The sequence below is a fragment of the Jiangella asiatica genome, from assembly GCF_004349065.1.
GTDB lineage: Bacteria > Actinomycetota > Actinomycetes > Jiangellales > Jiangellaceae > Jiangella > Jiangella asiatica.
Map to the genome: position 1 here is coordinate 1 of NZ_SMKZ01000008.1, position 24,323 is coordinate 24,323.

The window sequence follows — 24,323 nt, forward strand, 5'->3', positions numbered from 1 at the left end:
CACCACCCCCGGTCCGCCAGCCCCGGAAGAGCGCCGACGGACGGGTCCGGGCCGCCCGCTCGCCCGGTTCCTGCTGGGCCGGCTGGTGCAGATGCTAGTCACGCTGGCGGTGCTCGTGCCGCTGACGTTCCTGCTGTTCCGGGCCGTCCCGGGTGACCCGGCGGCGGCCGTCGTCGGACCGGATATGGATCCGGCGGTCGCCGAGCAACTGCGGGAGCGATACGGCCTGGACGAGCCGCTGCCGCAGCAGTTCCTGTCGTACTGTCTCGCGCTGCTGCAAGGTGATCTCGGGATCTCGTTCCAGTACAAGGTGCCGGTGGTCGACGTGCTGGCGGACCGGCTGCTCAACACGGCCGTGCTGGTCGTCCCAGCGGTGCTGCTGGCCGCCACCATCGGTATCGGGCTCGGCGCCTTGGCAGCCACGTCGAGCCGAAGGTTCGACGAGGGTGTGCGGACGTCTGCGTTCGTCATCAAGGCTTCACCGATCTTCTGGGTGTCCACCCTGGCGCTCACGCTGTTCGGGCTGACGCTGGGCTGGGTCCCGTCGCTGGGCATGTTCTCGCCTGGCGAGGGCGGTGACGGGCTGGCCCGGTTCCTGTCGCTGGACTTCCTGCACCATCTCGTGCTGCCGCTCACCATCCTGGTGCTCTACTACCTGGTCGAGCCGACGCTGACCATGCGCGCCTCGATGAAGGAGGTACTCGACCAGGAGTTCATCGAGCTCGGCCGGGCGCAGGGCCTGCCGCGGCGGCGCATCGTCTACCGCCACGGTGCACGCAACGCCGCGCTGCCGGTCGTGACGCTGGCGCCGACGCTGGTCGACAACATCATCGGTGGCCAGGTCATCGTCGAGACGGTGTTCTCGTGGCCTGGCATGGGCCGCGGCGTCGTCGAGGCCGTGAACAACTTCGACTACCCGATGATGCAGGGCATCTTCCTGCTCACGGCGGTGACCGTCATCGTCGTCAACGCCGTCATCGACGTCGCCTATGCCTATCTCGACCCGAGGGTGAGGCTGGCATGAGCGCGACCACCGCCGACGTCCGCGACGCCGGCCGGCACTTCGTCACCGCCGGGCGTGACGCTCTGGTGCGGGTGTGGCACACGCCAGGCGCGAAGCTCGCGCTCATCGGTTTCGCGCTGTTCGTGCTGGTGGCGCTGATCGGTCCGTGGATCGCGCTCTACGGTCCGTTCGATCGGCTGCGGCTGGCGAACGGCGAGCTGGCGCGGTCGGTCCCGCCCAGCCTGGAGCATCCGTTCGGCACGACGAGCTACGGCCGTGACGTGCTGAGCCAGGTGATCTGGGGGACCCGCCGCACTCTGGTGGTGGGCTTCGCCGGCGCGCTGGTGACAGTGGTCATCGGCGTCAACATCGGCCTCATCGCCGGGTTCGCCGGCGGCCGCGTCGACTCGCTGCTCATGCGCATCACCGACAGCGCCTACGCGCTGCCGTTCCTGCCGTTCGCGATCGTGCTGGTCGGCATCCTGGGCCGGTCCGACATGGTGCTGCTCCTGGCGATCGCGGCGCTGTTCTGGCGGACGACGGCACGGGTGGTCCGCGCCCAGGTCCTGAGCCTGAAACAACGGCCGTTCGTCCGCGCCGCCGTGGTCGGCGGCGCCCGTCCCCGGCGCGTGCTCTACCGGCACATCGCACCCAACGTGGTCTCACTGGCCATGCTCTACGGCCTGTTCCTCGTCACCGAGGCCGTGATCGCCGAGGCGAGCCTGAGCTTCCTCGGGCTGGCGCCGCCGGACTCGATCTCCTGGGGAACGATCATGTTCGACGCGTTCACCTCGACCGAACTGAACACGACCTGGTGGTGGGCATTCTTCCCCGGCCTCGCGATCATGCTCTTCGTCCTGTGCATGTCACTGCTCGGCCGCGCCTACGAGTCCGCCCAAGCCCACCGATGGGAGGCGCGGCAGCCATGACGAACCCCGTAACCGCCGGCCTCACGACCGGAACCGCCAGCGCGCCGGACCACGTGCTGGACGTCCGCGGACTCGCCGTCACCTACGAGACCGCCGACGGGGTCCGCCAGGCGGTGGAGAGCCTCGACCTCACCGTCGCGCCCGGACACACCGTCGGCCTGATCGGACGGTCCGGCTCCGGGAAGACGACAGCGGGCAAGGCCATCCTCGGCCTGCTGCCGCGCACCGCGACGGTCAGCGGCGCGGTCCAGTTCGGCGGGCACGACCTGCTGGCGATGCCCGAGCGCCAGCGGCGGCGGCTGCGTTGGGAGCATCTCGCGCTCGTGCCGCAGGCGGCCATGAGCTCCCTCGATCCGGTCATGGCGGTCGACCAGCAGATCGCCGAGGTGGTCCGCGCCCACCGTGACGTCAGCCAGCGTGCGGCCTTGGCCATGGCCCACGAGGCACTGGAGCGGGTCGGCATCCACGCCGACCGGACGTCGTCGTACCCGCACCAGTTCAGCGGCGGGATGCGGCAACGGACGTTGATCGCGATGGCCACAGTGCTGGAGCCGACGGTGCTCGTCGCCGACGAACCGACCACCGGCCTGGACGTGATCGTCCAGGACCGTGTTCTGGAGCTGCTGGTCCGGGCGAAGGAGGACCTCGGTCTGGCTCTGCTCGTCGTCACTCACGACCTCGGCGTGGCCAACGAGCTGTGCGACCACGTCATCGCGCTCGACCAGGGCCGGGTCCAGGCCGAGGGTACGCCGGCGCAAGTCCTGGGCCGGCCGCACGACGCCGGCGTGCTGGCGCCGCGACCGGCAGCCGAGCCGGAGTCCGAGCCGCCGCCGGCACTCGAGGTGTCCGATCTGACGGTGAGCTTCGCCGGTGGCCGTGGCCTGGCCGCGCTGCGCCGATCCAACGAGCTGACCGTGCTCCGCGACGTCTCGCTCATGGTGCGGCGCGGCGAGGTCGTCGGGCTGGCGGGGGAGAGCGGCTGCGGAAAGAGCTCGCTCGCGGCGACTCTCGTCGGGCTCACCGAGGTCGCCGGCGGGGCGATCCGCATCGCCGGTCACGAGGTCGCCGGAGGCGACCGGGCCGGCTGGCGGCCGTTGCGCAGGCATGTCCAGATGATCTTCCAGGATCCGTACGACTCGCTCAACCCGCGGCTCCGGGTGCGCGACGCTGTGGCTGAGCCGCTCATCGCCCAGCATCTCGCCGCGAACGACGCCGACCGAGACCGTCGTGTGACGGAGGCGTTGGAGAACGCCGGCCTGACGCCCGCGTCCGACTACGCCGGCCGATATCCGCACCAGCTCAGCGGCGGAGAACGGCAACGGGTCGCGATCGCGCGGGCCCTCGTCGTGGAGCCTGAAGTGCTGCTGGCCGACGAGCCGGTGTCGATGCTGGACGAGCAGACCGCGGCCGGCGTGGTCGCGCTGCTCGCCGACCTCGCCCGTCGCCTGGACGTGGCCGTCCTCCTGGTCTCGCACGACGTGTCCTTGCTGCGGCGGGTGTGCGACCGGGTCGCCGTTATGTATCTGGGCCGGATCGTGGAACAGGGACCGGCTGGGGAGGTCATCGACGCTCCACGGCACCCGTACACGGACGCCTTGGTGCGGGCCGTGCCCACGCGCGTACCCGGACAGCGGCGAGCTCGCGTGTTGCTCAAAGGTGAGCCACCGTCGTTGCGGAACCGGCCGGCCGGGTGCGCCTTCCACCCCCGCTGCCCGCACGTCTTGCCGGCCTGCCTGGAAGACGACCCGGCGCTCCTGGATCTCGGGCCCGGGCCGGGCCACGACACAGCCTGCTGGCACCCCATGGCCGAGCGCGGCATCGCGGAGAAGGGAGGCGCCCGGGACTGACGACATGCGCCACAGGCTCACCGTCACACGTACCGCACACACGAGAGGACAGCACGATGCTGCAGATCATCACGCCGGACGACGTCGAGACCAACGACAACGAGACCCGCACGAGCTGGCGGCTGCTCAACGCCGACACGCTGGGCATCGACTACGGTGCGCGCGGCGGATTGATCGACTACAAGTTCCGCTCCGAGGAGCCGACGGACGAGGAGCTCGGCGGCGCGCACGAGCACCCGGAGTACTACTACGTGATCTCCGGGTCCGGGGTCGTGGGGCTGCCGGGGGAGCGGGTCCCGATCAAGGGCGGATCGGCGTTCGTGATTCCGGCCGGCGTCCGGCACTCGATCTGGGGCTCGTCCGAGGACGGTCCCGTCACGGCGTTCTACGTCTCGCTCAAGCGATGAGCCTGAGCACTGAGACGGCCGCGGCCGCCGCTGACCTGTCGCCCTCTTTGGCGACGGGTCAGCGGGCCGTCCACGACCACGAGCTGACGTACCCGCTGTGGCCACCGCTGGTCGCTGGCTGCCCGCGGTCGAGCACCGAGACGGTCGCGTACCCGCTCGAAGTGACGTTCGGCTACGACGCGCTCGGCGATGGCACGGTCGACGAACTGTTCGGCCGCGACACCGTGCCCTCCGACGCCTCCGCCTGGGCACCGCTGCTGCCGCCATTGCACCCGGGCTTGGTCCGCGGCATCGGCGGCACCACCCTGCTCGACGCCTCGGCACTGTTCGACACCGACGTGCCGGTGCTGCTGAAGGACGAGAGCCGCAATCCGACCTGGAGCCACAAGGACCGGCTCAACCTGTGTGCCGTCAGCGCCGCGGCGTTGTCCGGCGCGCCGGGTGTCGTCGTCGCGTCCTCGGGCAACCACGGCGCCTCGGCGGCCGCGATGTCGGCCGCCGTCGGGCTCCCGTGCGTCGTCGTCATGTCCACCGGCGGTCCGCCCCCGGTGGAGTCGTTCGTCGGTGCCTACGGCGCCACGGTGCTGTCGGTGCCGCGGGCCGCCCGGTGGGGTGTGGTGAAGGACATCGTCGACCGGCTCGGCTTCCAACCGGTCAGCAACCAGACAGTCACCCACACCGGTCACCCCTTCGGTCCCGAGGGCTACAAGACGATCGCCTACGAGCTCTACATCGAGCTGGGCCGCCGCGTCCCCGCCGCGGTCTACGTCCCTGCCGGTTACGGCGAACTCCTCTACGGTGTGTGGAAGGGCTTCGAGGAGCTGCGGACGCTGGGCGTGGCCGGCACCGTCCCCGCCGTGTACGCCTGCGAGGTCGGCGGTCGCGCCGTCATCGCCACGGCGCTGCGCGAACACCAGCCGGCCGTCACGGTGCCGGTCACCCCGACCGACGCCTACTCCGTCGCGACGACCACCGGCGGCTACCGCGCCACCCACGTCATGACGCACACGACCGGCGAGGTGATCGGCGTCGAGGACGCGGACATGGTGCGCGCCCAGGACGACCTCGCCCGCTTCGGCATGTGGCAGGAACTGTCCGGCGTGATCGGCGTCGCCGGGCTGCGGCAGAGTCTGGCGGCCGGGACGAGGTTCGAAGGCCCGGTCGTCTGCATCTGCACCTCCAGCGGGTTCAAGGACAAGAACGCGCTGCGCTACGAGCCGATCCCGACCGGGGCGGACTGGGCGTCGGTCTCCGCCGTCCTGGCAGGTCGTGGGATCGACATCGGCAGCTGAAGGCGCCGGGCGCGAAGACAACGGCCCCGCCGGGCATCGCCGGCGGGGCCGTCGCACGTCAGGAGGCTGTCACGCCGGCGCGCCCGTGCGCCGACTCACCGAGCGCGTGCTCGGCCTGGAAGACGATGTCGGCCAGGTGGTTGACCGAAAGCTCCTCGCCGCGCAGCGCGAGGATGATCCGCACCCCCAGTGGGGTCGGAGAGGAGGGAGAAGACCTCCGCGGCCAGCTCCACGTACGGGCTGTCGACGTCCAGCTTGCACGTCTTCGTATCTTCGGACATAGGCAGGTTCTATGCCAGTCGTTCCGACGCCGAACACAGGTGGGGCCGGATCCGGGGATCCGGCCCCACGGCTGCGTCGCTCTCAGCCGGTGCGGCCGTGCGCTTCCTGGTAGGCGCGGCGGGCTTCGGGTGAGGAGTGGTGGTGGGTCAGCTCGTGCGCCTCGGGGGGTGTGATGCCGTCGTAGGTGGGATGGATGTGCACGCTGACGTCGTTGAGGTGCGGGATCGTGTGCAGTAGCTCGTGGTGGGTCTGTTCGGCGAGCTGGTGGCCGTCGGCGACGGTGAGTGTGGCGTCGATGCCGAGGGTGAGTTGTGCCTCCAGCCGGTGGCCGCTCCACCGTGCCCGGATGGCGTCGACGTAGTGCACGCCCGGCACGGCCGATGCGGTCTGGTGGATCTCGTCGACGAGGCCGGGTTCGACGCCGTCCATGAGGCGGCGGATGACCGACTTGCAGGACTCGACGAGGATCCACAGGATCGCGACCGCGATGAGTAGCCCGATGATGGCGTCGGCTTGCGGGAAGCCCAGCCATACGCCGATCACGCCGAGGACCACGGCGATGGAGGTGAAGCCGTCGGCGCGGGCGTGGTTGCCCTCGGCGATCAGCGCGGCGGAGCCGATCTTGCGGCCGATGCGGATCCGGTAGGCGGCGACGAGTTCGTTGCCCAGCGCGCCAACGAGCCCGGCGGCGAAGACCCAGCCCAGGTTCGCGAGGTCGCGCGGGTTGATCAGGGCGTGGACGGATTCCCAGATGATCAGGGCCGCCGACAGGGCGATCACACCGGCGATGAGCAGGCCGACGAGGTCTTCGGCGCGCCGGTAGCCGAACGGGTACTTCTTCGTGGGGTTGCGCCGGCCCAGCCGGAACGCGATCACCAGCGGGATCGTCGTGACCAGGTGACCGAGGTTGTGCAGCGTGTCGGCGAGCAGTGCGATGGAGCCGCTGACGGCCACGATGACGATCTGCAGGACCGCGGTCGCGCCCATGCCGCCGAGGCTGATCCAGGCAGCCCGGATGCCTTCGCTGCTGGCCTCCTCCGCGGTCTGGATGGCCTCGGTGTGGTCGTGCGCGTGCGGTCTGAACAGATGGGTGACGCGGCCCCACAGGCTGATCCCGTCGTGGCCGTGCCCATGCCCATGCCCGTGCCCGTCCTTGTGCGGGTGGGGATGCGGATGCGGGTGGTCGTGGTGCCCCTCCTGCGCCGCGTCGTCGTGGAGGTGTCCGTGTCCATGGTCCGCTGTCTCGGTCTGGCCGGAGGCCGGCCCGGGCTCGTCGTGGCCACGTCCGTGACCGTGGCCATGGCCGTGCCCGTGACCGTGGACCTTCGGCGCCGACTGGTCGTCCATCTGCGCTGCTCTCCCAACGGGTCGTCTCGTCGACTCCAGGCGTGTCGCCTGTGATACATCACAGACGATGTTATCTGAAACATCACTGATGCGGAAGGGCTTCGTGCAGGTCGGGCCGCTCGAACGTCAGCGCTTCGGCGGCCGCAGTACGGAGCGTGGTGCCACCTGTCGCGGGTCGAGGTGATCGCGCAGCGCATCGCCCAGGAGGTTCACGGCGACGACGGTGATCGCGATGGCCAAGCCTGGCGCGGCGATGATCCAGGGATCGGTCTGGAAGTAGACGCGGCCGTAGTTGACCATTGCGCCCCATTCGGACTGTGGCGCCTGGACTCCGAGGCCGAGGAAGGACAGCGAAGTGAGATTCAGGATCGCGGCGCCGAGATTGACGGTGAGGAGAACGACGAGGGGGCCGGCGACGTTGGGCAGCACGTGCCTGATGACGATCAGGGGCAGCGGCACCCCGATGGCGCGTGCCGCCTCGACGTACTCCCGGCGCCGCTCGAGGAGGAACAGGCCGCGGTAGGCGCGGGCGTACCAGGGCCAGCCGGTGATGATCAGCGCGATGATGATGTTGGTGAAGGATTTGCCCATCGCGCCGACCAGGGCGAGGGCGACCACCAGGGACGGCAGTGCGAGCAGGGCGTCGACCAGGCGCGACAGGACGGTGTCGACGCGCCCGCCGACGATGCCGGCCACGGCGCCGACGGTGATGCCGATCACTGACTCTCCGACGAGGATGATCCCGGCACCGGCGAGCGACAGTCGCCCGCCATGAAGCAGCCGGGCGAGGATGTCGCGCCCGAAATCGTCCGTGCCCAGAGGGTGCTGGGCACTGAATGGCGCGAACTGGCGGGCCATGTCGGTCTTGTCGGGGTCGATCGTCCAGATCATCGGCCCGATCAGCACAGCGCTGACAACGACGAGCAGCGTGACCAGTGAGGTCACGCCCACCCAGCCCAGCGCCCGATAGCCGGAGGCGAGCCGGCTCGGCGCCGGTACGGAGATGGTGGTCACGCGCGCACCTCCTCGCGGATCCGCGGATCCATCAGGGCGTAGGTGATGTCGACCAGCAGGGTCGTGAGCAGCACGACGACGCTGACGACCACGGTGAAGGCCATCAGGACCGGAAGGTCGCCGGCGAGGGCGGCCTCTACGCCGAGACGCCCGACACCGGGCCAGGCGAACACCCACTCCACGACGGCGGAGTTGGCGATCAGAACGGCCAGATCGAGCCCGATGACGGCGACGATCGGCAGGATGGCGTTCGGCAGCACGTGTCTGCGCATGATCGCGAACTCGCCGAGTCCCTTCCCTCGGGTGACCTTGACGTGCTCGCTGCGCAGGACCTCGGCGGTGGTCGTCTGCATGAGCCGGATGAGGCGGCCGAGTGGGCGCAGGCTGAGGACCAGGATCGGGAGGATGGCGCCGGCGAAGGTGAGCTGGCCGATCGCGGGTACCAGGTGCAACTTGGCCGCGAACAGCGCAATGGCCATCAGAGCGATCCAGAAGGCGGGCAGCGACACGCAGGCCAGGGCGAGCAACCGGCTGGAGTAGTCGATCAAGCCGTTCGGGCGAACGGCCGACGCCATCCCGAGTGGAACGCCGACGGCGATGGCGACGACCATTGCGAGCACGGCCAGCATCAATGACGCGGGAAAGCGCTCGACGAACAGCGCCGTCACGGACCTGCCCGACGTGAAGGACTCACCGAGGTCACCCTGGACCAGATCGCCCAGCCAGGTGAGGTAGCGCTCGGGCAGCGGGCGGTCGAGTCCCAGCTCGATCCGCTTCAGCTCCACATCGCGTTCGTCGATCTGCACGCCGGTGCCGCCGGCGGCCAAAGCCATGCGGGCCGGGTCGGACGGTGCGGCGTTGCCGAGGGCGAAGGCGACCAGCGTGATGAGGAACAGCAGCGGAACGGCGTGCACGATCCGCTTGAGGATGAGCCGAGTCATGGTGGCCGCACCTCCCGTGAGGGGCAAGGCGCGAGCGAGAAGCCCGCGCCTCACCGGGTGTGGTCTAGCCGATGCCGAGCGCCGGGTCGATCTTGTAGTTCTCGAGGAAGTGCGGTGTGAAGTCGGTGACGTCCGGTGCGGTCGCCACGATCTGGTTGGGGTTCACCAGGTACACGACCGGCACGTCGGCACCGATGAGCTCCTGGATCTGCCGGAGCAGATCCTCTCGCTCGGCCTCGTCCAGCGACGTGCGGTACTGCTCGAACAGCGCGTTCACCTCGTCGTTGGAGTAGCGCTCGTTGTTGGTGCTCGACGGTGTGTAGAGCTGGCCGATGGCTCGGTCGATCTCGCCGAAGGGCGCGACGTTGTACGAGTAGAGCGTGGCGTCGAATTCGTTCTCGGCCATCGCGGTGTTGATGTCGGCGATGCTCTCCAACTTGACCTCGATACCGATCTCGGTGAGCTGGTCGCGGATGATCGTCGCGAGGGGCTCGAGCTCGGCGCGGGAGGTGTAATACCCGAGAGCGAACGCGAGCCGGTCGCCGTCCTTCGTCCTGATGCCGTCGGCGCCTTCGACCCACCCGGCGGCGTCGAGCACCTCGCCTGCCTCCGCGAGGTCGAACTCCTGGGTGGCCACCAGGCCGGTCAGGCCGATGTCCTCGGGCGCGAGGGCGTAGGCCGGCGTGCCGGAGCCGGCCAGGACGCCGTCGACCAATGCTTCGCGGTCGATGGCCAGGGAGATGGCCTGCCGGACCGCGACGTCGTCGAACGGTGGGCGATTGACGTTGAAGACGAGGTCGTTCTGCCGCCCGAACGGATACTCGTGGATCTGCATCCCGGCGGCTTCCAGCTGCGGCTTCAACGACGGCAGCATCGCATACGCCATGTCGATGTCGCCGGCTTGCAGCGCCAGGAGCCTGGCGCTGACGTCGGGGATCATCTGTACCTCGATCGTCGCCACGGCCGCGGGCGTCCGATGGCCTTCGTAGGCCTCGAGGACGATGGAGGTCTGCTCGACGAACTCCGCGTACCGGTACGGCCCCGTGTAGACCAGCGAGCCGTCGTCGGCGACCTTCTTGATGGTGAAGTTGAAGGAGGCCAGGTTGTTGCTGAGCGAGCCCACGGGCTCGGGCGTCGTGATGGTGAGGACTTGGCCGTCGGCGGCGAACGTGGTCCCCGCTGGGATCAGGGTGTCGGTCCCGGGTTGCTCGGTGACCGAGCGTTCCAAGGACCGCTGGACGGCCGTGGCGTCGACCTTCTCGCCGTCCCAGAAGGTCACGTCGTCGCGGATGGTCACCTCCAGGGTCAGCGGGTCGACCTGCTCGACAGATTCGGCCACCCACGGGACCAGCTCGTTGTCCGGGGTCACCCGCATGAGCGACTCGGCGATCCCGTAGGCCATGAGGGTGTAGCCGGCGAATCCCACGTCGGCGTCGAGCGCGGTGGGGAACGTGTTCTCGCCTATGGTGAGCGTGCCCTCCGGGCCGGTGGCATCGTCCGGTGCCTCGTTGCTGGCGTCGCTTGCCGAGCAGGCGGTCAGAGTCGCCACGAGGGCGATGATCGGCGCGAGAGCTGTGGTGCGCCGCCGTGCGCGTTGCTGTCTCACTTGCGTGCCTCGCTTTCGTGAGATGTGAGGTCGCTGAGCGCGGCCGGCCAGTCGTGGAGTGGCCCGCTACGCAGGGCGAGTGCGGGAGAGCAGGACGTCGAACTCCGCACTCGCCGTGCTGTACTCGAGATCTCGCTCGAACGGTCCGCCGTGCGTGAATCGTTCGGCACTGAACGGGCGCAGGTCGACGGTGCGTGGTGCCCCGTCGACGACCCACTCGGCGACGGCGCGGCCCAGCGCCGGTGCGCCCTTGAAGCCTCGGCCGTTGCAGCCGGCGATGTAGTGGAGTCCGGTGAGCTCGGGGTGCCGGTCCACGATCATCGCCCGGTCCGGGGTCAGCGTGACCGGCCCGGCCCAGCCGGGGCCGCGGCGAGCGGCGGCGGCCGCCGGCAGCCGCGCGACGAGGCGTTCGCCGGCACGCTCGCCGTAGGAGTCGTCGCCGCTCTCGTCGAAGTGGTCGAGATCGTCGACGGCCTGTCGGTGGTCAGCGGACAGACCGGCGATGAACCGGCGGCCTACGCCGTCCCAGGTGAAGTAGCTGCCGTGGATTTGGTCCGAGACATTGACGAACGTCGCCGAGCTCGGCACGTCCGGCCAGGCGAACTGCGCCAGTTGGGTGCGAGCGAGGGCCACCGGAGGCCGGACTCCCACCTCCTTCAGCAGGTCCAGGTTCCAGCCGGCCGCCGCCAGGACGACGACTGGAGCGGCGATGATGCCGCGGTCCGTCCTGACTCCGCTGACGCGTCCACCCGTGACCTCGATCCCTCGGACCGGCGTGCGGGCGTGGAGGCGAGCACCCAGCTGTTCGGCGCGGCGCACGAAGCCCTCCGCGGCCTCGGTGGCGGACGCGTTTCCGGCGACCGCCTGATAGATCCCGAAGGCGACGTCGGAGGTGTCGAGGTACGGCGCGAGCTCGGCCACCCCCGCCTGGTCGAGGATGTCGACGTCGACACCCCACGAGCGGAGCAGCTCGGCGTGCAGACGTGCCTTGGCTTCCTGATCGGAGGTTCCAACGCGCAGGTAGCCCTTCTGCTCGAACCCGCAGGAGCCGTGGCCGACGATCTCGTCCCAGTGCAGGTAGTAGCGCAGGCTCGCCAGGGTGATGCGCGCCTCGGGCCAGGATGTCTCGACGACCTGGACGAACGCCGCCGTCTTGCCGGTGGCGCCGGAGCACAGGGCGTCGCGCTCGCAGAGGACGACCCGTTTCAATCCGCGGGCGGCCAGGTGGAACGCTATGCTCGCGCCGGTGATCCCGCCGCCGACGACGACGGCGTCCGCGGTTTCGGCTGCCATGTCATTCTCCCGTGCATCAGTGCTGGTGAGCCGGCACGCCGGTGGCGGCAAACTCGTGGACCGCCTCGGCGTGCACGTGCAGCAGGCGTGCCAGCATGCCACCGCCCCGGTTGTAGTCGAGGGTCGGCGCGGCAGGCTCGGGGTCGTCGTTGCTCGCGCCGAGGGCAGGGGGATCGGGCAGCTCGAAGAGCACCCGGCCCTGGTCGGGCGGATTCCGGTCGTCTCCGTCCGGCGTCACCGGGGTCTGCAAACCGCGCAATTTCGGCCAAAGGGCCCGGGCGGCCGCCGTCGACTCGAACTCGAGCATCAACACCATCGTGTCGGGAAGCAGCTCGCCGGCAGACTCCCGCAGCACCGCGCCGCCCAGATACCCAGGATGGCCGTCGAGCTCGCCCAGCCAGTTGGACAGCCGGATGAGCGCTTCGTCGGCACGCCCCGGCGCCGGAACCAGCATGAACAGGTCTCGTCGTTTCGTCATGTCGAGCACCGCCTACTCCGAGTTAATTGATACTAGGGCACTATCGATTTCTGTCGAATATCAGCCTGAAAACATTTCGCCCATTTCGGCATCCGGCCAGGCGCTCTTGAGGCCGCTGCCGGTCAGCACCACAACCGTGTCGTTGGTGGCGGTGTTCGACCCGGCCAGCCGCCGGAAGCCCGCGACTGCGACGGCACTGGTCGGTTCCACGTAGTGGCCGAGTCGGCCGAGATCACGCAGGGCGGCCGCGATCTCGTGTTCGGTCACGGTGAGGACGTCGCCGTGGGACTCGCGGATGGCCCGAAGCAGCTGGCCGCCGTACAAGGGACGCACCGCGGCCACGCCCTCGGCGATGGTCGGGCCGTGGTCGAGCGCGGTGACCTCGTCGCGCCCCGATGACCAGGCAGCGGACAGCGCCGAACGCGTCTGGGCCTGCACGGCGATCAGGCGTGGGAGCCGATCGATGGAGCCGCCTGATCGCAGCGCCCGGAAGGCGTGTGCGAGTGCCAGGACCAGGCTCCCGTGGCCGGCTGGTACGACGACGACGGCGGGTGCGGCGTGCCCGAGGTCCTCCCAGAGCTCGAAGCCGAGCGTGGACACGCCGGCGATGAACGCGGGCATCCTGTTGTGACTGGCGTAGAAGGGTGCGCCGTCGGCGGCCGCCGCGTCGCGCATGGCCGCGGCGCGGTCGCCGCCGATGGGGCGCAGTTCCGCACCGTAGCCGCGGATCTGCGCGAGCTTGCCGGACGAGTTGCTGGCGGGCACGTAGACGACGCACCGCATGCCGGCCGCCGCGGCGTAGGCCGCGAGGGAGGCGCCCGCGTTGCCCGACGAGTCGTCCATCACCTCGGTGACGCCAACGTGGTGCAGGAGCGACACGACAACGGCCGAGCCGCGGTCCTTGTAACTCCCGGTGGGCAGTGCGTACTCCGCCTTGAGCAGCGCATCGGCGCCGTCGATGCGGACCGGCACGAGGGGAGTGCGGGCCTCGCCCAGCCGGACCCGCCCCGCGGCGGGCACCCGGGGGAGTGCAGCGGCGTAGCGCCAGGGACCGGTCTCGAGCGTGTCCACGTGCTCGCTGGTGAGAGGGGCGGGCGGGGCGAGTTCCAACAGCCCTCCGCAGATGCACGACACCACAAGGCGCTCGTGTTCGTATCGGGCGCCGCACACAGTGCACGCCACCGGCGGGCTGGTCGCAGCCGGGCTCATGTCGCGATGCCTTTCGTCTTCAGGTGCTCGCGAACCGAGGCCCAGTCCGGGGCCGAGATCGTGATCTCGCGCGGGTGCTCCTCGTGGTCCTTGAAACCGCTGGACGTGGAGACGAAGACCACGGGTCCGTCGTCGGCCCAGTCTCCGCGGCGGGCGCCGGTGAAAAGTTGCCGCAAGGCTGCCAGTCCTGCCCCGCTGGACAGTTCGTGCCAGAAGCCGGCCCGGCGCTGAGCCTGGTGGGCCTCTTCCAGCTCATCCTCGGTCAACAGGATGGCGGTGCCGCCGCTGTCGCGTATCGCCACGACTCCGCGGTACCCGCTGGTCGTCGATCCGATGGAGAACGCGCGTGTGGGGTTCGTGGGAACGTGCGTAGCGTCCGATCCCTCCCGCAAGGCCTTGTGCAGTGGCCCGCGAGCTGCCGGCTCGCACGCCACCATCCGCGGCAGCCGGGACGTCACCCCGATCGCCTGCAGTTCGACGAACCCCTTCCAGATGCCGTACAGCGCCTCGGCGTATCCGGTCGGGACCAGCACGGCGGACGGTACCCGCCGGCCGAGCTGACCGAAGATCTCGAACGCGATGGTCTTGTAGCCCTCCGGCCCGAACGGGTGGCCGGTATGGGTGATGGTCAGATTGCTCACGGGGTGGAAGCCGAGCTTGTCGACGATGTCGCGGACCACTGGCCAGCGATCGTCGCGGTCGACGGCGACGACGGCCGCGCCGTAGGAGTCGACGAAGCGCTGGCCGACATCGGGTCCGCCGGCGGTCGCCACCACGATGCACGGTAGTCCGGCGGCTGCGGCATGGGCTGCCGCCGACGCGCCGTGGTTCCCGGGGGAGGCAACGACCACGCCCGGAGCTCCGGTGAGGACCGCGGCGCTGACCGCGCACGTGTTGAGGCGGTCCTTGTGGCTCCAGGTCGGGTTGCGGGTCTCGTCCTTCATGTACAGCTCGCCGTCGAACCTCGCGAACCGGGCCAGTTCCGGTACGGGCACGAGCGGTGTCCCGCCCACGCCGAGATCGAGTCCGGGGGCGAGCGGCGGCAGCACCGGTGCCCACCGGTGGAGTCCGGGCAAGGCGGGCTGGTCGAACAGCGTCGGATCGACACGTTGGAGGTCGTACGCGATCTCCAACGGGTACTGGACCTCCGTGCCGCTGGAGCGTGGACAGCCCTCGGTCAGCGGCGGCCACAACGGATAGGTGATGGTGGCATCGCGCACCGAGCGCTGGGCCACAGCCAGCGACGCCGCGCCGGACGCGTCGTCGGGTCCAGTGGTCTGCGGTGCAACCGAAACACTCACGTGAGGTCTCCTCTTCAGCGAGGCATAGCGATAATTGACGAATATCGATAATCATGGTCGAGCGCGCAGGCGTCGCGGCCCGTCGGTCGGTCAGGTCACATCGGGAAAATGACAGGCGGTCCAGTGCCGGGTCGCGAGCTCGACCAACGGCGGCTCCACCTCGGCGCAGACCTCCTGTGCCTTCCAGCACCGGGTGCGGAACCGGCAGCCGCTGGGCGGTGACATCGGGCTGGGAACGTCGCCGTGGAGAATGATCTGCTCGCGGTGTTGCTCCACCACCGGGTCGGGGACCGGCACCGCGGACAACAAGGCCTGGGTGTAGGGATGCAGCGCGTGGGCGTACAGGTCGTCGCGGTCGGCCAGCTCGACGATCTTGCCGAGGTACATGACGGCGACGCGGTCGCTGACGTGCCGGACGACGGCGAGGTCGTGCGCGATGAACAGGAAGGCGAGGCCGTACGCCGCGCGGAGGTCGGCGAGCAGGTTCACCACCTGCGCCTGGATCGAGACGTCCAGAGCCGAGATCGGCTCGTCGGCCACGATGACTTCGGGCTCTACCGCCAGCGCACGTGCGATGCCGATGCGCTGGCGCTGGCCGCCGGAGAACTCGTGCGGATAGCGCGAGACCGATGCCGGGTCCAGGCCCACTGTCCGCAGCAGCTCGGCGACCCGGACCGGCCGCTCGTCCTTCGCCACCAGCCGGTGTACGCCCAGCGGCTCGCCGACGAGCTGCCCGATGGTCATGCGCGGGTTCAGCGACGCGAACGGATCCTGAAAGATCATCTGCACGCGCCGGCGAACCCGGCGCAATTCCGTCCCTCGCAGCCGCGAGATGTCGGTGCCGTCGAGCCGGATCGACCCGGCAGTAGGCCGTTCCAGCCGCGCCACCGCCCTGCCGGTGGTGGACTTCCCGCAGCCGGACTCGCCGACCAGGCCGAGCACCTCGCCGCGGTGGAGGCTGAAGCTCAGGCCGTCGACGGCGCGCACCGCCGCGACCTGGTGGTCGAACAGGATGCCGGCCCGAACCGGGAAGTGCACCTGGAGATCGGTCACCTCGATCAGGGGCGGCTGGGGCGCCGGCGTCGCGGCGCTCGAATGGGGAGTCGCGTGGGCCGAGGTCTGCGTCATGGTTGCCCCGCCGTCGTCGTGGCGTCGGCGAGCCAGCCATCCGGCTGGGTCGCCCAGCAGCGCACTTCGTGGCCGTCTTCGGCGATGGTGTGCCGTGGCGCCGACACCAGCCCGGGCTCGCTCGCGCCACAGATCTCCTGGCGATGACCGCACCGTGGCTCGAATCGGCAGCCGGCGGCGCCGTCGGCTAGGTCGGGTGGAGCGCCGTCGATCGGGGTGAGCCGGTCGGCACGCGGATGATCCAGGCGGGGCAGCGACCGCAGCAGCCCCCAGGTGTACGGCATGCGCGGGTTCGCGAAGAGCTCCTGTGTGGTCGCCTTCTCGACGATCCGGCCGCCGTACATGACGTGGATGCGCTGCGTCATGCCGGCGACGACACCGAGGTCGTGCGTGATGAGGATGAGCGCTGTCCCCAGGTCGCTCGCCAGGGCGCGCAGCAGCGAGAGGATCTGCGCCTGGATGGTGACGTCCAGCGCCGTGGTGGGTTCGTCGGCGATGATCAGCTTCGGCTGGCACGACAGGGCCATGGCGATAACGATGCGCTGACGCATCCCGCCGGACAGCTGGTGCGCGAACGCGTCCACTCGGGTCGTAGGGCTTGGAATTCCGACCATCTCCAGCAGCTCGATGACCCGGAGCCGAGCCCGGCGCCTGCTGAGGTGGAGCTTGCACTCGAGCAGCTCGGCGATCTGGCGGCCGACCGGCATGATCGGGTTCAGGCTCGTCATCGGATCCTGGAAGATCATGGCGACCTCGCGCCCCCGGATCCGCCGGATCTCGCGCTCGCCGAGAGCGAGAAGATCGCGGCCGTCGAGACGGATGGAGCCGCCTGCGATCCGGGCCGATGCGGGCAGCAGCCGCAGCAGTGACAGCGCGGTGACCGACTTTCCGCAGCCGGACTCGCCGACCAGGCCGAGCGCCTCGCCGCGGCTCACCGTGAAGCTCACCCCGTCGACAGCGGCGACGGTGCCGTTCTTGCCGGTGAACTCGGTCCTGAGGTCCGATACCTCGAGCAATGCCATGGCGACCTCCGCCCGTTCGGCTATGCGAGATTGACCGTCACGTTCTTGGTCTGCGTGTAAGCCTCGAGCATGCCCGCCAAGGAGTATTCGCGTCCGAAGCCGCTCTGCTTGTAGCCGCCGAAGGACTGTCCCGGGAAGGCGCCGCCGCCGTGGTTGATCTGAATCCAGCCGGCGTCGATGCGGTGGGCGGCCCGGATGGCCGCCGCGGTGTCCCGGCTCCAGATATAGGCCGCGAGCCCGAAATGCGTGTCGTTGGCCAGAGCGACCACCTCGTCCTCGTCGCGCCATGGTAGCGCCACGAGCACTGGCCCGAAGATCTCTTCCCTGGCCACCCGCCAGGCGGGACCCGTGCCGGCGAAGATCGTCGGCACCGCGAAGTACCCCTCGGCGAGCGGCCCGGTCGTCGGCGGCAGTCCGCCGGTCACCAGGCGGGCGCCCGGCTGAACCATCGCGTCGGTGACGTAAGCGCAGATACGGTCGAACTGGTCCGGCGTGGTGACCGCACCGACGTCTGTCGTCTCGTCGAACGGGTCGCCCACCACCAGGGCCTCGAGGCTGGCGACCACACGCGCGAGGAAGGAGTCGAACACCGACTCGTGGATCAGCAGACGAGATCCCGCCGCGCATGACTGGCCCTGCCGGCTGAACCTCATCGCCGCCACGACGCCCGCGGCCGTGCGGTCGTCGTCGGCGTCGGGGAAGACGATGCTCGGGCTCTTCCCGCCCAGCTCCAGTGTCGCCGGCACGATGCGCTCGGCCAGCTCGCGAAGCACGACGCGCGCCGTACTTACGCCGCCGGTGAGACTGACCTTGCGCACTGCCGGGTGTGCGACGAGGGCCGCGCCCGCCTCGTCGCCGGTCCCCGTCACCACGCCCAGAACTCCAGCCGGCAGATGTGCCGCCAGGATCCTCGCCACGGCCAGGACCGCGAGCGGTGCCTCGAGCGCTGGCTTGAGGACAACGGCGTTGCCGGCGGCGAGTGCCGGGGCGAGTTTGAGAACGCTCAGGGAGACCGGCGCGTTCCACGGCACGATGGCCGCGACCACACCCCACGGTTCGCGTCTGGTGTAGCTGAGCATCGACCCCGGCAGCGGTACGGTGTCACCGGCGACTTGGCTGGCCACGCCGCCGAAGTACCGAAGGAGACCGACGGCGTTGGCGACCTCCGGCCGGGCCTGCGTGCGTATGGCCATGCCGGTCTCGAGGGCGAGCAGCCGTGCCACGTCTTCCAACTGTGATTCCAGGTCATCAGCAGCTCGCGTCAGCGCCGGACCGCGTTCACTCCAATGCGCCGCCGCCCATCCCGGTGCTGCGTCGGCGGCCGCCGTCACGGCGTGGTCGACGTCCCGCTCGTCGGCGAGAGGGACCGTCCCGGCGATGGCGCCGCGGTGCGCAGGGTTCTCCACGAACGCCGTCCGGCCGGTCGTGCCCGGCGTCCAGTCGCCGCCGACGAGCAGGAGCGCGTCGGCCGCGACGTGGTCGGGTCCGGGCACCGACATCAGTCGTGGTCCGCTGTCCAGGCGTTGCCGTACGAACCGTCCGGGAAGGCCATGTGGAAGTGCAGGGCGCCGTTCGGGCCGGGATCCTTGCGCGCGTCGTAGATCTCCACGGTCGGCATTGACCGCCAGAACGGTTCGGCGCCCGGCGATCTCGGGTCGGTGTGGAGGTAGATGACGTCGTAGCCGCCCTCGTTGGCGACGAAGTCCCGCGCGTTGTTGACCAGCGCGCGGGCGAGGCCGTGGCGGCGATAGTCCGGGTCGATGTAGACGCGGAACAACTGCGCGGTTCGCTCCGGGTGGTACCTCGCCGCCAGCCACTCCGGATGGGGCGGCGACCATGGCCCACCTGGCCGGACGGCGGACGTGCCGGCCACGGCTCCAGTCGCCTGGTCGATGGCGACGACCAGGCAGTACCGCGACTGCTTGATGTAGGTCTCTTCGAGTCGCTCCAGGTCCCAATGGATGTCCGGCCTGTACCCGCCGAGATCCTCGTCGAGGACCCGGCGGATCACCTTCCCGGCTCCGTCCAGGTCCTCGACCGTGGCCCGCCTGATGAGGAATCCGTCGACTGTCCTGGTTTCCGCTGACCGACTCACGTAGCCTCCTTGAGCCGCGACGATTATTGATAACTATCTATAGTCCACGCGATTCGACAACGTCAAGGCTTCGGAGGGCGGAATCGGGACGCTGAGCCGGGCGGCGCTCGGCTCAGCGTCCCTTGCCGCTGTCGGGGCCAGGTGACCTGAAGACCGCCGCGAGCGCCTCCAGCGTGTGCTCGACACCCTCGTCGCGCAGGCTGAGCAGGGTGCCGTTGCGGACCCGCTCCTGACGCACCAGCTCGGCGGCGCGCAGGGCCGCGACGTGGTGATGCACCGTCGGCTGCGAGAGGCCGACGAGCCGGACGAGCTCGGGTCCGGTGAGGGGCCCACGGCTGAGCAGGCGGAGGATTTGCAGGCGGGCGGGCACGGACATCACCTTGAGCGCGTAGACCAGCGAGGCGTCGACCGGCGCCGCGTCGAACCTCTGGGCCATGGTGGACTCGATGCCGTACACCACCAGCGCCTCCCCTGTGGACTCGTCCATTCGGACCGAGGCGAACGGGTGCAGGAAAACCGACGGCGCGAGCGTGAGCCGCCGCAACGGCCAGTCGGTGGAGATCGTGAAGCCGCCGCTGAGGTGTTCGACGGCCTTGGACGTCGGCAGGACGTCGAGCGTGTCCTCGGCACGCTTCACGGCCTCGGTCAACGGCTGTGTCAGCTGGTCGATCTGCTGGGCGAACACCGACTCGTTGTAGCGCGTCAGCACCTCCGCGAGCTCGTGCCGGGCGCGTGCGGGGTCCTCCAGGATCCGCCTGGCGCGCTGCTTGCGCACCGTGGGCAGGCCGCGCACGGCCGTGGTGACCGCGTTCGGTCGATCGCTGTCGAGCGCCCGGCGGAAGAGCTCGAGCCGGTCCGCCGGGGTGTCGCCGGGCGAATCGAGCATGTGCATGGCCAGGACGCGCGGATCGCTGGCGCGGATGCCCTCGATGAGCTGCTCCGGTCCGGCATCGTCGGGCAGCTCCGGCACCAGCCAGAGCGCGCCGATGCCCATCGACGTGTCGTGACCTTGGAAATAGAAGCGGCCCGCCTGAGCTACCTGCGCGGAGAGGGACTCCTTGGCAGCTGCCGCCCAGCCGCGCAACGACGGATACGTCCGCGGGCTGTACAGCACCCGGAAGCTGATCAGGAGGTCGTAGCAGACCGAGTTGTGCACCCGGGCCAGTCCGTCGAAGGGATCGTGGGTCGCGCTCCGACCCTGCCGCGCGCGTCTCATGTCCACCACTCACTCGTATCGGTTATCGACGATTGTCACGTTACTCGGCGAACGCACTGGCGAGGACGATCTCGGCCCGGCGAGGTCGTGTCGTCGGAGTGCCCGGCCGGGCCGGTTCCCCGTGTCGGCGGCATCGGCCCAGACGATCTCCCCGTTGACGACGACCGCCTCGACTCCCCCTGCCAGTTGCCGCGGCGCGTCGTACGTCGCGTAGTCGGCCAGTGCGTTGAGGTCGAGGACCACGAGGTCAGCAGCTTTACCAGACCGGATGACCCCGCGACCGGCGAGATCGAAGCGGCGCGCCGGCCTTCCCGTCATCGCATGGACGGCCTGCTCCAGCGACAGGCCGCCGGGCGATCTGGTGCAGGCGATGAGGTACCGCGGGAAGGAGCCCCAGCCGCGTGGATGCGGTCGCTGGCCGACCAGGATCGCGTCACTGCAGACCATGCCGGCGGGATGGCGCATGCACGCAGCGACACTGTCATCGGAAACGGTGCTGCCGACGTAGCCGACCGCCAGGTCGTTGTCCGCGAGCATGGCCGTGAGGACGTCGCCCACCGTGCCGCCGAGGCTACCGGCAGCCTGTGCGAGGCTCGCTCCGGCGAGCGAGGCGTAGGTGTCCTTGGCGAAGCCGCTGAGCACGTACTCGTCGGCGACGGCATCGAGCCGGTCGGAGAGGTGTCGCGCGATCCGTGCGCGCGACCTGCTGTCGTGCAGCCGGTCCATGAGCGCCGCCGGCCCGCCGACCAGGCTCCACGGTGGCACGTGCATCAGCATCATGCTGCTCGCCACCGCATAGGGGTAGACGTCGAAGGTGACGTCGACACCCCGGTCGAGAGCTTCGTCGATGACAGGCAGTGCGGCCGCCGCGCGTAGATGCGAGATGTGCACGCGCGCGCCGGTCGCCGCGCCGACCTCGACCATCTCGCGCACCGCTTCGACGATGCCCAGTGCCCGGCTCCGGGTGTGCGCGACGAGGACGCTGCCATGGGCCGCGACGACGCGGCCGAGCTCCAGCAGCTCGGCCGTGGTGGCGATGCTCTGGGGGAAGTAGTCAAGGCCGAGACCGACGCCGACCGCGCCCTGGTTGAGGCACGCCTCGGCGAGGTCCGCGGCGTGCTGGAGCTGCTCGGAATCCAGGGCGCGATCCGTCCACCCGGCCACGGCGATCCGGATCGCCCCGTAGGGCGCGAGCGAGGAGACGTTTTGGGCAGTGGCGCGGTCGTACTGGTCGAGGAACTCCAGGAACGTGGCGCCCTGCCCCCGGTAGCGCCCGTTGAGAGGCAGGAGATAGTCGGCCTGTTCTCGCAGGCGCTGGGCGGCCAGCGGCGCATAGGAGAGGCCGTCCTGACCGAGGATCTCGGTGGTGACGCCTTGGGCGAGCTTGGCGGCCACGGCGCCCTGGTCCAGGAGGGCTGCCTCGACATGTGCATGAGTGTCGATGAATCCAGGGCTGACGACCAGGCCCGTCGCGTCCAGCGTGCGGCCCGCGCTGGCTCCGGTCAGGTCGCCGACCGCGACGATCGTCGCAGCGCTGACACCGACGTCGACACGCGCCGGGGGTGCGCCGGTGCCGTCGACCACCGTCGCTCCGGAGATCACCAGGTCCAGGTCCATAGCGCACACCCATCGTTATAGACATGTGTCGATGATTGATGGTAGACAAAGCTCGTCGATGCTCACGAGGAGGCCCCATGTACGACTGCGTGGTGGTCGGCGCCGGCGCGATGGGATCGTCCGTAGCCTGGCACCTCGCTCGCCGGGGGCGCGAGGTCGCGGTGCTGGACCGGTTCGAGGCAGGCCACGCGCGGGGAAGCTCTCACGGCAGCACCCGGATCTTCAGGCTCGGCTATCCGCAGGCCGACTATCTGGAGCTGGCTCGTGAGTCCTTGCGCTGGTGGGAAGAGCTGGAGGCCGAGTCAGGAACCCGGCTCCTGGAGCTCACGGGCGCCGTCGAACACGGCCGGGAGTACATCATGCGGCCGATCCAGGGCGCTCTGAAGGCGTCAGGCCTCCCAGTCAGCCGGCTCTCGCCGGGCGAGGCGGCCGAGCGATGGCCCGGCCTGGCCTACGAGCCGTATGTGCTCCACCAGCCCGACGCCGGGCGTATTCTCGCCGACCGCACGGTCCAGGTGCTTCACCGTCGTGCGGTGGCACACGGCGCGGAGCTGCGGCATGCCTCGCCGGTGCGTCGCATCGACGTGGCGGGCGACCGCGCGACGGTGATCACGGACGACGCTACGTTGATTGCCAGGCGCGTGGTCGTTGCCGCCGGCTCGTGGTCGCAGGACCTGCTGGGCAACGTGCTGAACCTGCCTCGCATGGTGGTGACCCAGGAGCAGCCGGCGCATTTCGCGCCTTCGGAGGCCGCCGACTGGCCCAGCTTCCTGCACCATGGTGACCCGGGCCGTCCGAGCCGGCACATGTACGGCGCGTATGGCCTGGTCAGCCCAGGTGAGGGAGTCAAGGTAGGCCTGCACGGAACCGGCATCCGCTGCCATCCCGACCAGCGCACGTTCCGGCCCGATCCCCGCGGCGCGGACATTCTTCGGTCCTACGTCCGCGAGTGGGTCCCGGGCGTCGACCCGGACTCCGCAGAGTTCATCAGCTGCCTGTACACGACCACGGACAACGAGGACTTCGTCATCGATCGTCGAGGCCCGCTGGTGGTGGTGGCCGGATTCTCCGGTCACGGCTTCAAGTTCACCCCCGCGATCGGTCATCTCGTGGCCGGCGCGTTGCTGGACGGCGCCGCGTTGCCGGAGCGGTTCGCGATCGACCATCGCTTGCCCATCGAACGACCCAGGCGCGCTCAGCTGGAGACGTTGCTCGCGGCCCTGGGCGCGGGTCCGCCGGGGATCGTGGAACCGGCGACGCTTCACACGCAGCTGGCGACCGCCAGGAAATCTCCCACGAGCTGCGGACCCCGCTGACATCAACCGGACTCTGATCGAGGTGGCCCTTGACGACCCGCGGACGCCGGAACCGATGCACCGTCTCGGCGCGCCGGACCCGGGTCGCGATCCGCACCGACACGCGGGCGGCCCGCGTCGAGAAGGGTCCCGGGTCTGCTGGGCGGGTCCGGGCTGGGGTTGTCGATCGGCGCTCGGTCACTCACGCGCATGGCGGCGAAGTGCGGGCGAGCGCACGTGACGGGCGGCGGTCCGCGGGTCGAGGTGCGGTTCTCAGATGCCCAGGTTGGCAGCGGGCGCGCCGAGTGAGGTCGGGCTGAAGCCCGTGATCAGGGAGTCGATGACGCGTCGCCGGCTCTGCTCGATCTGCTCGGCGCTGATCTGCCGCGCAGCGTCGGCGTCGCCGGCCAGGATGGCGTCGTAGAGCGCGAGGTGCTCGTGCATCTGCTCGCTGCTGGTGTCGCGCATCGTGAGGCTGAGGAAGAACAGCCGCTGCATCTCCTCCAGCAGGGTCCGGATCGAGCGCGCGAGCCGCAGGTTGCCGGCCGCGACGGCGAGCCGCACGTGGAACTCCCGGTTGTCGACGATGAACCGCTCGTAGCTGGCCGGATCGGTCTGGTCGTACTCGGCGTGGGCGAGGTCGTGCAGCGCCTCGATGGAGGCACGTGATGCCCGGGCCGCCGCGAGCTCGCAGGCGGCGGGCTCGAGCAGTAGCCGCAGTTCGAACACCTCGTTGACGTCGGTGATCTTGAGGTCGGTGACGCGGTAGCCCTTCCGCGGGCGGACCTCGACGAAGCCGTCCTGGACCAGCCGGCCCAGCGCCCCGCGGACCGGTGTGCGGCCCAGTTCGAAGTCCTCGGCCAGTTGCGCCTCACGCAGCTCCGAGCCCGGTGCCAGCGCACACGTGAGAATCGCACGCTTCAGACGCTCGTAGGCGACGTCCGTCGCTGTGGCCGCGGCGGCACCTTCGGCCATGTGTGTCAACCGCGTTACCTCTCCTC

Annotated in this window: 22 protein-coding genes; 6 read left to right on the forward strand and 16 right to left on the reverse strand. The window is 69.9% G+C overall.

Annotated elements, in window-relative coordinates; translation table 11 throughout:
- The 5 genes from E1269_RS07665 to E1269_RS07685 all read left to right on the forward strand — a co-directional run.
- On the forward strand, nucleotides 1-1,024 hold a 1,024-nt coding region (locus tag E1269_RS07665), incomplete at its 5' end, for an ABC transporter permease (protein ID WP_203433134.1).
- Nucleotides 1,021-1,932, forward strand: a complete 912-nt coding sequence (locus E1269_RS07670) for an ABC transporter permease (protein WP_131893047.1) — start codon at nucleotides 1,021-1,023, stop codon at nucleotides 1,930-1,932. The genes E1269_RS07665 and E1269_RS07670, both read left to right, overlap by 4 nt.
- A complete protein-coding gene (locus E1269_RS07675) occupies nucleotides 1,929-3,779 on the forward strand; it encodes a dipeptide ABC transporter ATP-binding protein (RefSeq protein ID WP_162606272.1) in 1,851 nt (616 codons plus the stop codon). The genes E1269_RS07670 and E1269_RS07675 overlap by 4 nt, the downstream gene beginning before the upstream one ends.
- A gap of 56 nt (nucleotides 3,780-3,835) precedes the next feature.
- A complete protein-coding gene (locus E1269_RS07680) occupies nucleotides 3,836-4,186 on the forward strand; it encodes a cupin domain-containing protein (protein WP_131893051.1) in 351 nt (116 codons plus the stop codon).
- Nucleotides 4,183-5,478, forward strand: coding sequence for a threonine synthase (locus tag E1269_RS07685; RefSeq protein WP_131893053.1), 1,296 nt, complete (start codon nucleotides 4,183-4,185; stop codon nucleotides 5,476-5,478). Before E1269_RS07680 ends, E1269_RS07685 begins: the two co-directional genes overlap by 4 nt.
- A gap of 58 nt (nucleotides 5,479-5,536) precedes the next feature.
- Here the strand turns inward: E1269_RS07685 and E1269_RS33755 are convergent, their stop codons facing one another.
- The 15 genes from E1269_RS33755 to E1269_RS07760 form a co-directional block, all read right to left on the reverse strand.
- On the reverse strand, nucleotides 5,537-5,662 hold the full coding sequence (locus E1269_RS33755; RefSeq protein WP_275264104.1) for a hypothetical protein: 126 nt from the start codon (nucleotides 5,660-5,662) through the stop codon (nucleotides 5,537-5,539).
- A gap of 179 nt (nucleotides 5,663-5,841) precedes the next feature.
- Nucleotides 5,842-7,107, reverse strand: coding sequence for a cation diffusion facilitator family transporter (locus E1269_RS07695; RefSeq protein WP_131893055.1), 1,266 nt, complete (start codon nucleotides 7,105-7,107; stop codon nucleotides 5,842-5,844).
- Between the two features lie 126 nt (nucleotides 7,108-7,233).
- On the reverse strand, nucleotides 7,234-8,121 hold the full coding sequence (locus tag E1269_RS07700; RefSeq protein WP_131893057.1) for an ABC transporter permease: 888 nt from the start codon (nucleotides 8,119-8,121) through the stop codon (nucleotides 7,234-7,236).
- Complete coding sequence (locus tag E1269_RS07705; RefSeq protein WP_131893059.1) at nucleotides 8,118-9,062, reverse strand: ABC transporter permease; 945 nt, start codon at nucleotides 9,060-9,062, stop codon at nucleotides 8,118-8,120. The genes E1269_RS07700 and E1269_RS07705 overlap by 4 nt, the downstream gene beginning before the upstream one ends.
- 64 nt (nucleotides 9,063-9,126) lie before the next feature.
- Nucleotides 9,127-10,611: an ABC transporter substrate-binding protein gene (locus tag E1269_RS07710; RefSeq protein WP_131893061.1), complete on the reverse strand. Its 1,485-nt coding sequence runs from the start codon at nucleotides 10,609-10,611 to the stop codon at nucleotides 9,127-9,129.
- Nucleotides 10,612-10,734: 123 nt separating this feature from the next.
- On the reverse strand, nucleotides 10,735-11,961 hold the full coding sequence (locus E1269_RS07715; RefSeq protein ID WP_131893063.1) for an NAD(P)/FAD-dependent oxidoreductase: 1,227 nt from the start codon (nucleotides 11,959-11,961) through the stop codon (nucleotides 10,735-10,737).
- A 16-nt stretch (nucleotides 11,962-11,977) separates the two neighbouring features.
- A complete protein-coding gene (locus E1269_RS07720; RefSeq protein WP_131893276.1) occupies nucleotides 11,978-12,439 on the reverse strand; it encodes a hypothetical protein in 462 nt (153 codons plus the stop codon).
- A 60-nt stretch (nucleotides 12,440-12,499) separates the two neighbouring features.
- Nucleotides 12,500-13,510: a pyridoxal-phosphate dependent enzyme gene (locus E1269_RS07725; protein ID WP_162606273.1), complete on the reverse strand. Its 1,011-nt coding sequence runs from the start codon at nucleotides 13,508-13,510 to the stop codon at nucleotides 12,500-12,502.
- A 134-nt stretch (nucleotides 13,511-13,644) separates the two neighbouring features.
- Nucleotides 13,645-14,949, reverse strand: a complete 1,305-nt coding sequence (locus E1269_RS07730; RefSeq protein ID WP_131893067.1) for a threonine synthase — start codon at nucleotides 14,947-14,949, stop codon at nucleotides 13,645-13,647.
- A 90-nt stretch (nucleotides 14,950-15,039) separates the two neighbouring features.
- Nucleotides 15,040-16,077 (reverse strand): ABC transporter ATP-binding protein, encoded by a 1,038-nt coding sequence (locus E1269_RS07735; RefSeq protein ID WP_131893069.1) that lies wholly within the window; start codon nucleotides 16,075-16,077, stop codon nucleotides 15,040-15,042.
- Nucleotides 16,074-17,099, reverse strand: a complete 1,026-nt coding sequence (locus E1269_RS07740; protein WP_131893071.1) for an ABC transporter ATP-binding protein — start codon at nucleotides 17,097-17,099, stop codon at nucleotides 16,074-16,076. Before E1269_RS07740 ends, E1269_RS07735 begins: the two co-directional genes overlap by 4 nt.
- Before the next feature lie 20 nt (nucleotides 17,100-17,119).
- Nucleotides 17,120-18,598 carry an aldehyde dehydrogenase family protein gene (locus E1269_RS07745; RefSeq protein ID WP_131893073.1) on the reverse strand — a complete coding sequence of 493 codons (1,479 nt, stop codon included), beginning with the start codon at nucleotides 18,596-18,598 and terminating at the stop codon, nucleotides 17,120-17,122.
- The gene (locus E1269_RS07750; protein WP_162606274.1) at nucleotides 18,598-19,194 is read right to left on the reverse strand and encodes a GNAT family N-acetyltransferase; all 597 of its coding nucleotides are present in this window, start codon (nucleotides 19,192-19,194) and stop codon (nucleotides 18,598-18,600) included. Before E1269_RS07750 ends, E1269_RS07745 begins: the two co-directional genes overlap by 1 nt.
- Nucleotides 19,195-19,306: 112 nt before the next feature.
- On the reverse strand, nucleotides 19,307-20,410 hold the full coding sequence (locus E1269_RS07755) for an ArsR/SmtB family transcription factor (protein WP_131893077.1): 1,104 nt from the start codon (nucleotides 20,408-20,410) through the stop codon (nucleotides 19,307-19,309).
- Nucleotides 20,411-20,419: 9 nt separating this feature from the next.
- Nucleotides 20,420-22,027 (reverse strand): N-acyl-D-amino-acid deacylase family protein, encoded by a 1,608-nt coding sequence (locus E1269_RS07760; protein WP_131893079.1) that lies wholly within the window; start codon nucleotides 22,025-22,027, stop codon nucleotides 20,420-20,422.
- Nucleotides 22,028-22,104: 77 nt separating this feature from the next.
- Between E1269_RS07760 and E1269_RS07765 the strand changes: the two genes are divergently transcribed.
- On the forward strand, nucleotides 22,105-23,343 hold the full coding sequence (locus E1269_RS07765) for an FAD-dependent oxidoreductase (RefSeq protein WP_131893081.1): 1,239 nt from the start codon (nucleotides 22,105-22,107) through the stop codon (nucleotides 23,341-23,343).
- Between the two features lie 252 nt (nucleotides 23,344-23,595).
- Here the strand turns inward: E1269_RS07765 and E1269_RS07770 are convergent, their stop codons facing one another.
- The gene (locus tag E1269_RS07770; protein WP_131893083.1) at nucleotides 23,596-24,297 is read right to left on the reverse strand and encodes a GntR family transcriptional regulator; all 702 of its coding nucleotides are present in this window, start codon (nucleotides 24,295-24,297) and stop codon (nucleotides 23,596-23,598) included.
- Between the last annotated feature and the right edge of the window lie 26 nt (nucleotides 24,298-24,323).

Coding starts and splice junctions, on each gene's coding strand:
- E1269_RS07765 (WP_131893081.1), top strand. CDS start 22,105: ATGTACGACTGCGTGGTGGTCGGCGCCGGCGCGATGGGATCGTCCGTA.
- E1269_RS07685 (WP_131893053.1), top strand. CDS start 4,183: ATGAGCCTGAGCACTGAGACGGCCGCGGCCGCCGCTGACCTGTCGCCC.
- E1269_RS07755 (WP_131893077.1), bottom strand. CDS start 20,410: ATGAGACGCGCGCGGCAGGGTCGGAGCGCGACCCACGATCCCTTCGAC.
- E1269_RS07675 (WP_162606272.1), top strand. CDS start 1,929: ATGACGAACCCCGTAACCGCCGGCCTCACGACCGGAACCGCCAGCGCG.
- E1269_RS07760 (WP_131893079.1), bottom strand. CDS start 22,027: ATGGACCTGGACCTGGTGATCTCCGGAGCGACGGTGGTCGACGGCACC.
- E1269_RS07670 (WP_131893047.1), top strand. CDS start 1,021: ATGAGCGCGACCACCGCCGACGTCCGCGACGCCGGCCGGCACTTCGTC.
- E1269_RS07740 (WP_131893071.1), bottom strand. CDS start 17,099: ATGGCATTGCTCGAGGTATCGGACCTCAGGACCGAGTTCACCGGCAAG.
- E1269_RS07705 (WP_131893059.1), bottom strand. CDS start 9,062: ATGACTCGGCTCATCCTCAAGCGGATCGTGCACGCCGTTCCGCTGCTG.
- E1269_RS07735 (WP_131893069.1), bottom strand. CDS start 16,077: ATGACGCAGACCTCGGCCCACGCGACTCCCCATTCGAGCGCCGCGACG.
- E1269_RS07745 (WP_131893073.1), bottom strand. CDS start 18,598: ATGTCGGTGCCCGGACCCGACCACGTCGCGGCCGACGCGCTCCTGCTC.
- E1269_RS07695 (WP_131893055.1), bottom strand. CDS start 7,107: ATGGACGACCAGTCGGCGCCGAAGGTCCACGGTCACGGGCACGGCCAT.
- E1269_RS07770 (WP_131893083.1), bottom strand. CDS start 24,297: ATGGCCGAAGGTGCCGCCGCGGCCACAGCGACGGACGTCGCCTACGAG.
- E1269_RS07715 (WP_131893063.1), bottom strand. CDS start 11,961: ATGGCAGCCGAAACCGCGGACGCCGTCGTCGTCGGCGGCGGGATCACC.
- E1269_RS07680 (WP_131893051.1), top strand. CDS start 3,836: ATGCTGCAGATCATCACGCCGGACGACGTCGAGACCAACGACAACGAG.
- E1269_RS07720 (WP_131893276.1), bottom strand. CDS start 12,439: ATGACGAAACGACGAGACCTGTTCATGCTGGTTCCGGCGCCGGGGCGT.